This is a genomic window from Cellulosimicrobium sp. MI9406 (assembly GCF_040595865.1).
GTDB lineage: Bacteria > Actinomycetota > Actinomycetes > Actinomycetales > Cellulomonadaceae > Cellulosimicrobium > Cellulosimicrobium funkei.
This window is the reverse complement of sequence record NZ_JALIZI010000006.1, coordinates 183,779-198,160: the sequence shown is the minus strand read 5'-3', so window position 1 is coordinate 198,160 and position 14,382 is coordinate 183,779. Positions and strand designations below refer to the sequence as shown.

Annotated in this window: 14 protein-coding genes; 1 reads left to right on the top strand and 13 read right to left on the bottom strand. The window is 75.0% G+C overall.

Going from position 1 to position 14,382, the window contains the following annotated elements:
- Window positions 1-167 precede the first annotated feature (167 nt).
- The 13 genes from MT994_RS12925 to MT994_RS12865 all read right to left on the bottom strand — a co-directional run bounded on the left by MT994_RS12925 (window position 168) and on the right by MT994_RS12865 (window position 13,415).
- A complete protein-coding gene (locus MT994_RS12925) occupies window positions 168-1,043 on the bottom strand; it encodes a tyrosine-protein phosphatase (protein ID WP_086150379.1) in 876 nt (291 codons plus the stop codon).
- 89 nt (window positions 1,044-1,132) lie between these two features.
- Window positions 1,133-2,002, bottom strand: a complete 870-nt coding sequence (pyrF, locus tag MT994_RS12920) for an orotidine-5'-phosphate decarboxylase (protein ID WP_085387981.1) — start codon at window positions 2,000-2,002, stop codon at window positions 1,133-1,135.
- The gene (carB, locus tag MT994_RS12915; protein ID WP_340696935.1) at window positions 1,999-5,370 is read right to left on the bottom strand and encodes a carbamoyl-phosphate synthase large subunit; all 3,372 of its coding nucleotides are present in this window, start codon (window positions 5,368-5,370) and stop codon (window positions 1,999-2,001) included. Before carB ends, pyrF begins: the two co-directional genes overlap by 4 nt.
- 2 nt (window positions 5,371-5,372) lie before the next feature.
- A complete protein-coding gene (gene carA / locus MT994_RS12910) occupies window positions 5,373-6,611 on the bottom strand; it encodes a glutamine-hydrolyzing carbamoyl-phosphate synthase small subunit (RefSeq protein ID WP_354806556.1) in 1,239 nt (412 codons plus the stop codon).
- Window positions 6,612-6,655: 44 nt separating this feature from the next.
- Window positions 6,656-7,354, bottom strand: coding sequence for a hypothetical protein (locus tag MT994_RS12905; protein ID WP_354806554.1), 699 nt, complete (start codon window positions 7,352-7,354; stop codon window positions 6,656-6,658).
- Window positions 7,351-8,712, bottom strand: coding sequence for a dihydroorotase (locus MT994_RS12900; RefSeq protein ID WP_051028381.1), 1,362 nt, complete (start codon window positions 8,710-8,712; stop codon window positions 7,351-7,353). Before MT994_RS12900 ends, MT994_RS12905 begins: the two co-directional genes overlap by 4 nt.
- Window positions 8,709-9,800: an aspartate carbamoyltransferase catalytic subunit gene (locus tag MT994_RS12895; protein WP_086150375.1), complete on the bottom strand. Its 1,092-nt coding sequence runs from the start codon at window positions 9,798-9,800 to the stop codon at window positions 8,709-8,711. Before MT994_RS12895 ends, MT994_RS12900 begins: the two co-directional genes overlap by 4 nt.
- Complete coding sequence (pyrR, locus tag MT994_RS12890) at window positions 9,797-10,477, bottom strand: bifunctional pyr operon transcriptional regulator/uracil phosphoribosyltransferase PyrR (protein WP_021482612.1); 681 nt, start codon at window positions 10,475-10,477, stop codon at window positions 9,797-9,799. The genes MT994_RS12895 and pyrR overlap by 4 nt, the downstream gene beginning before the upstream one ends.
- Before the next feature lie 180 nt (window positions 10,478-10,657).
- Entirely contained in the window at window positions 10,658-11,077 is a 420-nt protein-coding gene (gene nusB, locus MT994_RS12885) for a transcription antitermination factor NusB (protein ID WP_021482611.1), read from the bottom strand.
- Window positions 11,078-11,110: 33 nt separating this feature from the next.
- The gene (gene efp / locus MT994_RS12880; RefSeq protein WP_021482610.1) at window positions 11,111-11,674 is read right to left on the bottom strand and encodes an elongation factor P; all 564 of its coding nucleotides are present in this window, start codon (window positions 11,672-11,674) and stop codon (window positions 11,111-11,113) included.
- A gap of 107 nt (window positions 11,675-11,781) precedes the next feature.
- Window positions 11,782-12,264 (bottom strand): hypothetical protein, encoded by a 483-nt coding sequence (locus tag MT994_RS12875; protein ID WP_206153989.1) that lies wholly within the window; start codon window positions 12,262-12,264, stop codon window positions 11,782-11,784.
- Window positions 12,261-12,899: a hypothetical protein gene (locus MT994_RS12870; protein ID WP_061267281.1), complete on the bottom strand. Its 639-nt coding sequence runs from the start codon at window positions 12,897-12,899 to the stop codon at window positions 12,261-12,263. Before MT994_RS12870 ends, MT994_RS12875 begins: the two co-directional genes overlap by 4 nt.
- A 60-nt stretch (window positions 12,900-12,959) precedes the next feature.
- Window positions 12,960-13,415: a type II 3-dehydroquinate dehydratase gene (locus MT994_RS12865; protein ID WP_354806553.1), complete on the bottom strand. Its 456-nt coding sequence runs from the start codon at window positions 13,413-13,415 to the stop codon at window positions 12,960-12,962.
- Window positions 13,416-13,612: 197 nt separating this feature from the next.
- On the opposite strand from MT994_RS12865, the gene MT994_RS12860 reads away from it, so the two are divergent.
- The gene (locus MT994_RS12860; protein WP_061267279.1) at window positions 13,613-14,380 is read left to right on the top strand and encodes a glycerophosphodiester phosphodiesterase family protein; all 768 of its coding nucleotides are present in this window, start codon (window positions 13,613-13,615) and stop codon (window positions 14,378-14,380) included.
- The last annotated feature ends 2 nt before the right edge of the window (window positions 14,381-14,382 follow it).

Below are 14,382 nucleotides of genomic sequence, written 5' to 3'. Positions count from 1 at the left end.
GCCGACGCACGGAGCCGACCCCTCGAAAGTAGCGAGCCTCGGGCGATCGGGCAACGACTGGGCATGGCGCGTCGTCCGCGGCCGTACCCGGGACGGTCTCCGCAACGGCCCCGGCGGCGGGCCCGGAACGACGGCGGAACGAGGGCGGGACGCGGATCGGGGGCGGCTCAGGACGCCACGAGGCGCGCCACGAGCGCGTCGCGCACCGCCGTCGTCACGCCGCACGCCACGAGGTAGTCGTCGATGCTCCCGTGCTCGCGCACCGCGAGCTCCCACGCGCCCTCCAGGTACGCGGGCTCGACGGTGAGGACCGGCGCCAGCGCCTCGGGCGACAGCCCCGGCAGCGGGGGCACGAGCGCGGCGAGCCCCTCGGCCGCCGCCGCGCTCGCGAGGTACTCGGCCATGCGCTCCTCCTCCGGGACCCCCGCGACGTACTGCACGAGGGCCACGACCCAGCCCGTGCGGTCCTTGCCCGCCGAGCAGTGCACGACGCTCGCGCCGTCGGCCGCGGCGACGTCCGCCAGGACGTGGCCGACCGTCTCCCGGATGCCCGGGTCCGTGACGAACGTCGCGTACACGCCGTGCATGAGGCGCCGCGCGACCGCGGCGGGGTCGTCGGCCGCGAGCAGGCCCGCCACGAGCGCTGCCGGGTCCGCCGACGCGCCCGCGCCCGCTCCCCCGTCGACCAGGCCCGGCGTCGGGTCCATGCCCCGGCGCAGCACGCGCACGCCGCCCGGGACGGCGTCCGCGCCGTCGCGCGCGAGCTCGTCCCCGCCGCGCAGGTCGACGACCGTCCGCACGTCCAGGTCGACGAGCGCGGCCTGGCCCGCGGGGGTGAGCCGGGACAGGCTCGCCGTGCGCAGCAGCACGCCCGTCCGCAGCGGCTCGTCGTGACCGGCCGGCACCGCCCGACCGCCCACGTCGCGCGCGTTCCACGTGCCCGGCACGTCCAGGGCACCCGGCACGGCTCCCGGCGGGGGCAGCTCCGGAGGCGTACCGGCAGCGGTCGGGGCGGGGTCGGTCGTCTCGTCGCGGGAGGTCATGGGCGCAGTCTGGCACGCGACCGCGGGGCACGACGGCGACCGGGCCGGCACCCGCGAGGGTGCCGGCCCGGTCCCGGGAGGTGCGGGGCTCAGCCGCGCAGGGCCTGCGCCGCCTCGTCCGTGGCGGCGCGGGCCGCCGCGCGCAGCGCGTCCGCGTCCGGCCCGGCGCGCAGCACCCCGCGCGACGACGACGCGAGCACCTGGCGCCGCGCGTCGCCGAACACGGCGGCGAGCTCGGCCGCGCCCGCGCCCTGCGCGCCCACGCCGGGCGCCAGGAGCGGCCCGCGCACGGCCGCGAGGTCCGTGCCGGTGCGCGCCGCGGCGTCCGCGATCGTCGCGCCCACCACGAGCCCGACCGGCCCGAGCGCGTCGCCCGCGGCGACGACCGGGGCGTTCACCTGGGCCGCCTCGCGCGCGACGTGCGCCGCGACGGACTCCACGCCCGCCCCGGCGCCCCGGCGCGCGTGCTGCACCTCGGCGCCCTCGGGGTTCGACGTCAGGCAGAGCACGAACAGGCCGCGCCCCGTCTCCAGCGCCGCGTCCACCGCGGGCTGCAGCGATCCGAACCCCAGGTACGGCGACACGGTCAGCGCGTCCGCCGCGAGCGGGGAGCCGTCGCGCAGGTACGCGTCGGCGTACGCGGCCATGGTCGAGCCGATGTCGCCGCGCTTGGCGTCCATGATCGTCAGCGTCCCGGCGGCACGGGCCGCCGCGAGGACCTCCTCGAGCGCCGCGACGCCGCGCGACCCGTGGCGCTCGAAGAACGCCGACTGCGGCTTGACCGCGGCCACGCGGCCCCCGACCGCCTCGACGACCCGCAGGCCGAACTCGCGCAGCCCGGAGGCGTCGTCGGGCAGGCCCCAGTCCGCGAGCAGGCCCGGGTGCGGGTCGATGCCCACGCACAGCGGCCCGTGGTCCGCCGTCGCCGCCGCGAGGCGCGCGCCGAAGCCCGCGCTCACGCGCCCACCCGCTCCGCGGCGGGAGCGGGCAGCTCGACGCCGTCGGTCAGGCCCTCGCCCGCCATGTGCTCCTGGAGGCTCGCGACCGCGAACGGCCCCGCGAGGACCGCCTCGATGCCCTGCACCGCGGCGGCGAGCTGGTCGACCGTCGTCGCGATCGGCTTGTCGGCCGCCGTCGTGGCCGCGCGGATCTCGTAGCCGTCGGCGCGCGCGCCCTGCCCGGACGGCGTGTTGATGACCATGTCCACCTCGCCGGCCGTGATGAGGTCGACGATCGTCGGCTCGCCGTCCGCCCCGCGGCCCGCGGAGAACTTGCGCACCACGCGCGACGCGATGCCGTTGCGGCGCAGCACGCTCGACGTGCCGTCCGTCGCGAGGATCTCGAAGCCGAGCTCCGCGAGGCGCTTGACCGGGAAGACGATCGAGCGCTTGTCGCGGTCCGCGACCGAGACGAACACGCGGCCCGACGTCGGCAGCCCGCCGAACGCGGCGGCCTGCGACTTGGCGAACGCGTGCGGGAAGTCGCGGTCGAAGCCCATGACCTCGCCCGTCGAGCGCATCTCCGGGCCGAGCACCGTGTCGACCACGACGCCGTCCGCGGTGCGGAAGCGCTTGAACGGCAGGACCGCCTCCTTGACCGCGATCGGCGCGTCGAGCGGGAGCGTGCCGCCGTCGCCCTCGGCGGGCAGCACGCCCGCGGCGCGCAGCTCCGCGATCGACTCGCCCGCCATGACGCGCGCCGCGGCCTTCGCGAGCGACGTGCCCGTCGCCTTCGAGACGAACGGCACCGTGCGCGACGCGCGGGGGTTGGCCTCCAGGACGTAGAGCACGTCGGAGACGAGCGCGTACTGCACGTTGAGCAGGCCGCGCACGCCGACGCCCTTCGCGATGGCCTCGGTCGAGCGGCGGATGCGCTCGATCTCCTGCTCCGAGAGCGACACGGGCGGCAGGACGCACGCCGAGTCGCCCGAGTGGATGCCCGCCTCCTCGATGTGCTCCATCACGCCGCCGAGGAAGAGCTCGGTGCCGTCGTAGAGCGCGTCGACGTCGATCTCCATGGCGTCGTCCAGGAACCGGTCGATGAGCAGCGGCGCGGGCAGCGTCCCGGCCGTGCGGTCCTCCGCCGCGGCCGCCACGAGGGCGCGCTCGACGTAGCCCGTGAGCTGCTCGGCCGAGTACACGATCTCCATGCCGCGCCCGCCGAGCACGTAGGACGGGCGCACGAGCACCGGGTACCCGATGCCGGCCGCGACGTCCTTCGCCTCGTCCAGCGAGCGCGCCGTGCCGAACGCCGGGGCGGGCAGGCCCGCCTCGACGAGCACGCGGCCGAACTCGCCGCGGTCCTCCGCGGCGTCGATCGCCTCGGGGCTCGTGCCGAGGATCGGCAGGCCCGCGTCGGCGAGGCGCTGCGCGAGCGCGAGCGGGGTCTGGCCGCCGAGCTGGACGATGATGCCCTTGACCGGTCCCGCGGCGAGCTCCGCCTGGTAGACCTCGAGCACGTCCTCGAACGTCAGCGGCTCGAAGTAGAGGCGGTCGGACGTGTCGTAGTCGGTCGAGACCGTCTCCGGGTTGCAGTTGACCATGACCGTCTCGTAGCGCTCGCGCAGCGTGAGGGCCGCGTGCACGCACGAGTAGTCGAACTCGATGCCCTGGCCGATGCGGTTCGGGCCCGAGCCGAGGATGATCACGGCCTCGCGCTCGCGCGGGGCGACCTCGGTCTCGAGGTCGTACGACGAGTAGTGGTACGGCGTGCGGGCGGCGAACTCGGCCGCGCACGTGTCGACCGTCTTGTAGACGGGCCGGACGCCGAGCGCGTAGCGGACCTCGCGCACGGTCGCCTCGCCCGCCGGGCCCATGCCGCGCAGGCGCGCGACCTGCGCGTCGGACAGACCGTGCTTCTTCGCCTCGCGCAGCACGTCCTCCGTGAGCGCGGGCGCGTCGGCGACGGCCGCCGCGACCTCGTTGACCAGCTGGATCTGGTCGAGGTACCACGGGTCGATCTTCGTGGCCTCGAACACCTGCTCCACGCTCGCCCCGGCGCGCAGCGCCTGCTGGACGCCGATGATCCGGTTCTCCGTGGGGCGCGCGATGCGCACGAGCAGCTCGTCGAGCTCCGCGCCGGAGACGGGCTCGCCGTCCCAGTGGAAGACCGAGCCGCCCTTGTCGATCGAGCGCAGCGCCTTGCCCAGCGCCTCCGTGAAGTTGCGCCCGAGCGCCATCGCCTCGCCGACCGACTTCATGGTCGTCGTGAGCGTCGGGTCCGCGGCCGGGAACTTCTCGAACGCGAACCGCGGCACCTTGACGACCACGTAGTCGAGCGTCGGCTCGAACGAGGCCGGCGTGACCTGCGTGATGTCGTTGGGGATCTCGTCGAGCGTGTAGCCGACGGCGAGCTTCGCCGCGATCTTCGCGATGGGGAACCCGGTCGCCTTGGACGCGAGCGCGGACGACCGCGAGACGCGCGGGTTCATCTCGATGACGATGACGCGGCCCGTGTCCGGGTCGACGGCGAACTGGATGTTGCAGCCGCCCGTGTCGACGCCGACCTCGCGGATGACGGCGATGCCGATGTCGCGCAGCTTCTGGTACTCGCGGTCGGTGAGCGTGAGCGCGGGCGCGACCGTGATCGAGTCGCCCGTGTGCACGCCGACGGGGTCGACGTTCTCGATCGAGCACACGACCACGACGTTGTCGTTCTTGTCGCGCATGAGCTCGAGCTCGTACTCCTTCCAGCCGAGGATCGACTCCTCGAGGAGCACCTCCGTCACCGGGGAGTAGTGCAGGCCCTGGCCGACGATGCGGCGCAGCTCGTCCTCGTCGTACGCGAAGCCCGAGCCGAGGCCGCCCATCGTGAACGACGGGCGCACGACCATCGGGTAGCCGAGGTCGCCCGCGGCCGCGATCGCCTCGTCGACCGTGTGGACGATGACCGAGCGCGCGGACTCGCCGCCGCACGTCTCGACGACGTCCTTGAACTGCTGGCGGTCCTCGCCCTTCTGGATCGCCGCGATGTTCGCGCCGATGAGCTCGACGCCGTACTCGGCGAGGACGCCCGCCTCGTCGAGCGCGATCGCCGCGTTGAGCGCCGTCTGACCGCCGAGCGTCGGCAGCAGCGCGTCGGGGCGCTCCTTGGCGATGATCGACGTGAGGACCTCGGTCGTGATCGGCTCGACGTAGGTCGCGTCGGCGAACTCGGGGTCGGTCATGATCGTCGCCGGGTTCGAGTTCACGAGGACGACCCGCAGGCCCTCCTCCTTGAGCACGCGGCACGCCTGGGTGCCGGAGTAGTCGAACTCGCACGCCTGGCCGATGACGATCGGGCCGGACCCGATGACCAGGACGCTGGAGATGTCGGTTCTGCGAGGCACGGTCAGCTCTCCTTGGTGGTCTGCTCGACGGCGTCGGAGCCCGCGCCCGCCGCGCCGGCGGCGCGACGCGACGTCATGAGCTCGACGAAGCGGTCGAAGAGGTACGCGGCGTCGTGGGGGCCGGCCGCGGCCTCGGGGTGGTACTGGACGGAGAAGGCGGGCAGGTCGAGGCACTCGAGCCCCTCGACCACCTGGTCGTTGAGCCCGACGTGGGACACGACGACACGCCCGTAGCGGCCGCGGTCGTGCGGGGCGACGGACTCGCCGTCGAGCGGCGCGTCGACCGCGAACCCGTGGTTGTGGGCCGTGACCTCGACCTTGCCGGTGCGGCGGTCCATGACGGGCTGGTTGATGCCGCGGTGGCCGTACGCGAGCTTGTACGTGCCGTAGCCGAGCGCGCGCCCGAGGATCTGGTTGCCGAAGCAGATGCCGAAGAACGGCGTGCCGCGGTCCAGGACGCCGCGCAGCAGCTCGACCTCGTGGGTCGCGGCGCTCGGGTCGCCCGGGCCGTTCGAGAAGAACACGCCGTCGGGCGCGTACGCCTCGATGTCCGCGATCGTCGAGGCCGCGGGCACCACGTGCACGCGCACGCCGCGCTGGGCGAGGCGCTGGGGCGTCATCGACTTGATGCCGAGGTCCACGGCGACGACGGTGGCGACGGGCTCGCCGTCCGGCGTCGTGCCCTCGAAGGGCTCGACGACGTACGCCGTGTCCGTGCTCACCTCGCGGGCGAGGTCGGCGCCGGCCATCGCGGGCGCCGCCTTCACCTCGGCCACGAGGTCCTCCACGGTGCGCGGGTAGCCGTCGCGCACGAGCGCGTCGCCGGAGAAGATGCCCGCGCGCATCACGCCGAGCTCGCGCAGGTGGCGCGTGAGGGCGCGCGTGTCGACGTCGCTGATGCCGACGACGCCCTGGGCCGCGAGCTCCTCGTCGAGGGTGCGCTGCGCGCGCCAGCTCGACGCGCGACGGGCCGCGTCGCGCACGACGTACCCGGCGACCCAGATCTTGCCGGACTCCGGGTCCTCGTCGTTGACGCCCGTGTTCCCGATGTGGGGGGCCGTCATGACGACGATCTGCCGGTGGTAGGAGGGGTCGGTGAGGGTCTCCTGGTAGCCGGTCATGCCGGTGTTGAAGACGATCTCGCCGACGGTCGTGCCGCGCGCGCCGTACGCGCGGCCGGGCTGCACCGTGCCGTCCTCGAGGACGATCAGGGCCCGGTCGGGGGCGGGTGCGCCGGTCACCGAGGTGACTGCGGTCGGTGAGCTCACTGCGTTCGCTGAGGCGGTCAAGGTGCTTCCTCGTCGTTCTCGTCGGTGCCGGGTGCCGCGCTCTCGCGCGTCGGCGCCGGGCCGTCCTGGTCGGTGGGTGCGTCGGTGGCGCTGCTCGGCGCCCCGGTTCGTCGTTCGCGGGTGCCGTCGCCGCCCGCGTCCCGGGGGCGGCCGGCGAGGTCGCGCACGGCCTCCAGGAGACGCGGGACGTCGTGGTCGTGGCGCGGCATGAGGCCGGTGTCCAGCCGGACCTCGGGGTGCGCCGGGACCTCGGGGGCGTCGGCGGGGACCGGCTCGGCCGGGACGGACCACGTCACGACGACAATGGCTTCCTTCCCGACGAACTTCCCCGCCATGCCCGGGGTGAGGGCGACGTCCTCGACGGCCGCCGCGGGGACCCACACGTCGTCGGCGCCGCGGCGCGCGACGTGCAGGCCGGCGTCGTGCACGGTGACCCGGGCCTGCGCGCGGTCACCGAGGCCGTGGGCGCCGACGCGCGCGAGCCAGTCGCCCGCGAGCGTGCTCGACACGTACAGCGCGTCGAGCGGCCCGAGCAGGACGCCGCCGCGCGCGGCCTCCGCCGGCACGGCGGGCGGCGTCGGGACGAAGCCCGCGGAGCGGCGCACGAGCCGGCGGCGGCCGACGAGCACGAGCGTCAGCAGGACGACGCCGAGGACGACCCAGATCCCGGCCGCGACGGGCTGCGGCAGGTTCACGCCCCCACCCCCCGACCGGCCGCGACCGCCTCGACGGGCGCGCCGTCGAGCACGGTGGCCCGGCCCCGCAGGAACGTCGCGACGACCGCACCGGGCAGCTCGCGGCCCTGGAAGGGCGTGTTGGTGCTCGCGGTGGCCTGCCCGGCGCCGTCGACCACGCGCCGCGCGGCCGGGTCGACGAGCGTGACGTTCGCGGGCTCGCCGACCTCGAGCGGGCGGCCCTGGGCGCGCTCCCCCGTGTCGATGCGACCGATGCGCGCGGGCGCGCTCGACAGCACGCGCGCGACGTCGGCCCACGTCATGCGGCCCGTGTCGACCATGGTCTGCTGCACGACGCTCAGCGCCGTCTCGAGGCCCGTCATGCCGAACGCGGCCGCGGCCCACTCGCAGTCCTTGTCCTCGCGCGCGTGCGGCGCGTGGTCGGTCGCGACGATGTCGATCGTGCCGTCGGCGAGGCCCTCGCGCACCGCCTCGACGTCCGCGGCCGTGCGCAGCGGCGGGTTGACCTTGAACGTCGGGTCGTAGCCGCGCGCCAGGTCGTCGGTGAGCACGAGGTGGTGCGGCGTGACCTCGGCCGTGACGTCGATCCCGCGGCCCTTGGCCCAGCGGACGATCTCGACCGAGCCGGCGGTCGACAGGTGGCACACGTGCAGGCGCGAGCCCACGTGCTCCGCGAGGAGCACGTCGCGCGCGATGATCGCCTCCTCGGCGACCGCGGGCCAGCCCGCGAGGCCGAGCTCCGCCGACACGACGCCCTCGTTCATCTGGGCGCCCTCGGTGAGGCGCGGCTCCTGCGCGTGCTGGGCGACGACGCCGTCGAACGCCTTGACGTACTCGAGGGCGCGGCGCATGAGGATCGGGTCGTCGACGCACTTCCCGTCGTCCGAGAACACCCGCACGCGGGCCGCGGAGTCGGCCATCGCGCCGAGCTCGGCGAGCTGCTCGCCCGCGAGCCCGACGGAGACGGCGCCCACGGGGTGCACGTCGACCCAGCCCGCGTCGCGCCCGAGGCGCCACACCTGCTCGACGACGCCCGCCGTGTCCGCGACCGGGGTCGTGTTCGCCATCGCGTGCACGGCCGTGAAGCCGCCCGCCGCCGCGGCGCGGGTGCCGGACGCGATCGTCTCGGCGTCCTCGCGCCCCGGCTCGCGCAGGTGGGTGTGCAGGTCGACCAGCCCCGGCAGGGCGACGAGGCCCGTCGCGTCGACGACGACCGTGCCGTCGTCGTCCGCGGCGCGCGCGGCGCCGACCGGGGCGAGCTCGGCGACCACGCCGTCCGCGAGGACGAGGTCGACGGGGTCGCCGCCCAGCGGGCGCGCGCCGCGCAGGACGTACGTGGTGGTTGCGGCGCTGCTCACGAGGCGGAGACCCTTTCGACGGCGGGGACGGGCTGGGCGGAGGGCAGGGGCGCGGCCGACGCCGCGGCGTCGGCCTCGTCGCTGCCCGCGAGGAGGAGGTAGAGCACGGCCATGCGCACGGCGACGCCGTTCGCGACCTGCTCGACGATCACCGCGCGCGGCGAGTCCGCCGCCTGCGCGGAGATCTCGAGGCCGCGGTTCATGGGGCCGGGGTGCAGGACGACGGCGTGCTCGGCGAGGAGCCCGAGGCGCCGGGCGTCGAGCCCGTACTTGCGGCTGTACTCGAGCGGGTTCGGGAAGAAGGCCCCGCCCCCCGCGCCGGCGCCGCTCATGCGCTCGCGCTGCACGCGCAGCATCATCACGGCGTCGGGGCCGCCGTGCGCCGTGTCGCCCGCGAGGGCCGCGTCCAGGTCGTAGGAGACCTCGCACGGCCACGTCTGGACGCCGACCGGCAGCAGCGTGGGCGGCGCGACGAGCGTCACGCGGGCCCCGAGCGTGTGCAGCAGGTGGACGTTCGAGCGCGCGACCCGCGAGTGCAGCACGTCGCCGACGATCGCGACGTGGCGCCCGTCGAGGCCCGCGCCACGCGCCGCGGCGTCGTCGGGACCGCTCGCCCCCGGCGACGTCAGTCCCGTCCCGGTGAGGTGGCGGCGCAGCGTGTACGCGTCGAGGAGCGCCTGCGTCGGGTGCTGGTGCATGCCGTCGCCCGCGTTGACCACGGCCGCGTCGAGCCAGCCCGCGTGCGCGAGCAGGTGCGGGGCGCCCGACGCCTGGTGCCGCACGACGACCGCGTCCGCGCCCATCGCCTGGAGCGTCAGCGCGGTGTCCTTGAGCGACTCGCCCTTGGACACGCTCGACCCCTTGGCCGAGAAGTTGATGACGTCCGCCGACAGGCGCTTCGCCGCGGTCTCGAAGGAGATGCGCGTGCGCGTGGAGTCCTCGTAGAAGAGGTTGACGACCGTGCGCCCGCGCAGCGTCGGGAGCTTCTTGATCTCGCGCGACTGCGTCGCGGCCATCTGGGCGGCCGTGTCGAGGATGCGGACCGCGTCGGCGCGCCCGAGGTCCTGGGTCGAGAGCAGGTGCCTCATGCGCGGACCTCCCCGTCCTCGGAGGCGCTCGCTTGCGAGGGTGCGGACCGGATGACGACCGCGTCGGCGGACGCGTCGCCCGCCGTGGCGCCGTCGATCTCGGCGAGGCGCACGCTCACGCGCTCGGACGTCGACGTGGGCAGGTTCTTGCCCACGAAGTCGGGGCGGATCGGGAGCTCCCGGTGGCCGCGGTCGACGAGCGCCGCGAGCTGCACCGCGCGCGGGCGGCCGAGGTCGCTGATCGCGTCGAGCGCGGCCCGGATCGTGCGGCCGGAGTACAGGACGTCGTCGACGAGGACCACGACCTTGCCGTCGATCCCCGACGCGGGCAGGCGCGTCGCGCCGATCGTGCGCGTCGGGTGACGGTGCAGGTCGTCGCGGTACATCGTCACGTCGAGCTCGCCGACGATCGCGTGCGGGTCGGGCGCGCCGTCTGCCTCGATCGCGGCGAGACGCTCGGCGAGCCGGGCCGCGAGCGGGACGCCGCGCGTCGGGATGCCGAGGAGGACGAGGTCGTGGGCTCCCTTGTTGCGCTCCACGATCTCGTGGGCGATGCGCGTCAGCGCGCGGGAGATGTCCGCCGCCGTGAGGACGACGGTCCCGGCGGTCGGCCCCGTCTCGGGGTCGGACCCCGGCCGGGGTGCGGATGGTGTGGGCACAGCAGCGCCAGAGCTCATGTCCGGCGACCTCCTTCCCCGCCTCACAGGACGGGCCTTAAAGGATGTCTGACGGTCACCCACCCTACCGCCGGTGGTCCGGCGGCCGGGTGCGCGTCCCGCCCGGTGGGACGCGGCGTCGGTCACACCCGTGACCGACGCCGCGCGAGGCGTCGTCCCGGCCGGGGCCGGGCGCCGCGGTCAGGCCGTGATCGTCGGCTTCATCTCGACGATGCGCGCGAGCAGCCCGTTGACGAACGACGGCGAGTCGTCCGTCGACAGGGAGCGCGCGAGGTCGACGGCCTCGTCGATCGCGACGACGTCCGGGACGTCGTCGTTGAAGAGGATCTCCCAGCCGCCGATGCGCAGCAGCGCCCGGTCGACGGCGGGCATGCGCTCGAGCGTCCACCCGTGGGAGTACGTCTCGAGCAGCTCGTCGATGCGCTCGCGATGGGCGAGCACGCCCTCGACGATGTCGACCGCGTACTGCGGCAGCGCGGTCTGCGCCGTCCCGGGGTCGGCGACGCGCTCCGCGAGGAGGGTCGTCGGGTCCACGTGACGCTGCTCCGCCTCGAAGAGGACGTCGAGCGCGCGCTTGCGCGCCTTGGTGCGTGCGGCCATGTCAGTCCGTCGTCTGTCCGTCGGTGCCGGCGGTCAGTCGTTCACGCGGCCGAGGTACGACCCGTCACGCGTGTCGACCTTGACCTTGGTGCCCTGCTCGAGGAAGAGCGGGACCTGGATCTGCGCGCCCGTCTCGAGCGTCGCGGGCTTGGTGCCGCCCGTCGAGCGGTCGCCCTGCAGGCCCGGCTCGGTGTACGTGATCTCGAGGACGACCGAGGCGGGCAGCTCGATGTAGAGCGGCTGGCCGTCGTTCGACGCGATGAGCACGTTCTGGTTCTCGAGCATGTAGTCCTTGGCGTCGCCGACGATCTCGGCACCGACCGTGATCTGGTCGTACGTCGAGGTGTCCATGAACACGTAGTCCGCGCCGTCCTGGTACAGGTACTGGAAGTCACGGCGGTCGACGTTGGCGGTCTCGATCTTGAGCCCGGCGTTGAACGTCTTGTCGATCGTCTTGCCCGTCATGACGTTCTTGATCTTGGTGCGGACGAACGCGCCACCCTTGCCGGGCTTGACGTGCTGGAACTCGATCACGGTCCACAGCTGGCCGTCGAGTCGCAGCACGGTGCCGTTCTTGATGTCGTTGGTGGTCGCCACGTTCGTCTTCCTGTCGGAGGGTCAGCGGTCCCGTCGACGCGCTGCCGCGTGCCGGGACGGCACGACGGGGCCACGGGAGCGGGATGCGGAAATGGGCCTTGACGATCTTACCGGAGCGCGGCGAGGACCGCGTTCGCCACGACGCCCAGGGTCGCCGCCCAGCACATCGAGGCGAGCGTCCCGATGACGAAGCGCTCCGACGCGACGGGGTGCTCGCGCAGCTCGGGGTAGCGGCCGAGGCCCTTGATCGCGACGACGAAGGCGATGCCGCCCGGCTCGCCCGCGAGGAGGCAGCCCGTGATCGCGAACCGCTCGAGGATCCCGATCCACGTCCCGCCGCGCAGGGCCTTGACGGCCTCCGTCCCGATCGGTCCCGTCGTCGGAGGGGGCGGCGGGGGCACCGGGACGGCCGCCGGGTCCGCCGGGGCACCGCGCCGCGGCCGGCCGGCGCGACCCGGGGCGGCGGAGCCGCCCGCGCGCGCCGCCGCGCGCAGGACCCCCTGGGTCACGGGGCCGCCGCCGAGGACGCTCGCGGCGAGCGCGACCACCCAGACGAGCACCACGAGCACGACCGTCACCGGGTCCGTCACGCCTTCTCCTCCTGCCGATCCACCGGCGGCCCCTCGTGGAGCTCGCCCAGCAGCCTCGCGACCACGGGCCGCGCCGCCGCCTCCTCGGGCCACAGCGCGGTGCGCAGCCGCTGGCTGACCGCCTGCTCGGACACGCCGAGCGCGCGAGCCACATCCTTCTGGGTACCACCCACACGCGCCAGCGCGTCGACGGCCTCCCACCCGGGCGCTGTGCGCCGGTCCACGACCGCCGCGAGGAGGCGCAGGAGCGCCTCGACCTCCGCGGCGCGCGCCGCGGGCTCCCCACGGACGGCCACGGGCGCGGTCGCCGCGCGCGACTTCGCCTGCTCGACCGCCTCGCGGGCGCGCACGAACGCCGTGCCCGACGCCTCGCGCGAGACCGCGGGCAGCGGCTCGTCGACCGGCCCGACGCCGAGGCCGACGCTCCAGCCGCCGTCGCGCAGGAGGTCGAGCACGACCTCGACGACGGCCTCCGGGTCGTCGAGGACGCCCTGGACCTCGTCGCCGACCGTTCGGGCGAACGGGACGACGACGCCGCCGCGGCCCGCCAGCATCTCGTCGAGCCGCGCGAGCACCTCGGGGACGCGGTCGGGACGACCGGTGCTCCCCCGCTGGTCGACGGTCAGCACGTACATGACATCAAGGCTAGACCCTTGTTCGTCGACGATCAAGCCCAGAGGCTTGATGAGGCCAGATCAAGCCTGGCTCTGGCGCAGGCGCGCGGCGACGGCCTCGAGCGCGAGCCGGTAGGAGTCGAAGCCGAAGCCCGCGACCGTGCCGGTCGCGACCGCCCCCACGACGGAGTGGCTGCGGAACGCCTCGCGCGCCGCCGGGTTGCTGAGGTGGACCTCGACCAGCAGCAGGCCGGACGTCGTGACCTGCGCGGCGGCGTCGCGCACCGCGTAGGAGTAGTGCGTGAACGCGGCCGGGTTGAGCACCACGTGGGCCCGCGCGTCGACGGCCTCGTGCAGCCAGCCGACGAGCTCGGACTCGTCGTCGGTCTGCCGCACGTCGACGGCGAGGTCGAGCGCGCTCCCCCACGTCGTCGCCGACTCGCGGAGGTCCGCCATCGAGGCCGAGCCGTAGATCTCCGGCTCACGCACGCCGAGCCGGCCGAGGTTGGGTCCGTTGAGGACGAGCACGCGTTCCATGGCGCCCGAGCCTAGCCGTGCCGGAGCGAGCGACGGCGACACGTCCGGGGCCGCTCCCGGCGGGCGACGGACCACGGCCTCGGGCAGGCTGGCGGGGTGACCTTCAGCGCTGCCCGTCCCCGACCTCCGGCACGGCACCCGCACCTGCGCTCCGCGCCCGTCCCCGCATCGTCCGGCGCGCGTCCGCGGACAGCAGCATGAGCGCGACGCGCTACCTCGACGCCCCGTTCGCGGCGCTCGCGCACCGCGGCTTCTCGCGCGACGGCCTGGAGAACTCGATGGCGGCGTTCGCGGCGGCCCGCGAGCTGGGGCTCCGGTACGTCGAGACGGACGCGCACGCGACGTCGGACGGCGTCGCGGTGGCGCTCCACGACGCCTCGCTGGACCGGACGACCGACGCGCGCGGCCTGGTCGCCGACCTGCCGTGGCGCACGGTGCGCACCGCCCGGATCGGCGGCCGGGAGCCGGTGCCGTCGCTGGAGGACGTCCTCGGGACGTGGCCGGACCTGCGGGTGAACGTCGACGTCAAGTCGGCCGCGGCGGCCGAGCCCGTCGCGCGCGCGATCGAGCGCACGCGCGCGCACGACCGCGTGTGCGTCGCGTCGTTCGCCGCGTCGCGGCGGGAGGCGACCGTGGCGCGGCTCTCGCGCCCCGTGACCGTGTCCGGCGCGCGAGGCGCGGTGGTGGGCATGCTGCTCGCAGGGCGGGCGCGCGCGGACGCGCTCGCCCGCCTCGCGGCCCGCTCGGTCGACTGCCTCCAGGTCCCGGTGCGCGAGGGCTGGGTCCGGGTCGTGGACTCGGCGTTCGTGCGGGCCGCGCACCGGGCCGGCGTCGCGGTGCACGCCTGGACGGTCAACGACGCGCCGACCATGCACCGGCTGCTCGACCTCGGGGTCGACGGCATCGTCACCGACCGCTCGGACGTGCTGCGCGACGTGCTCCGCGGACGAGGGCTCTGGGCCTGACC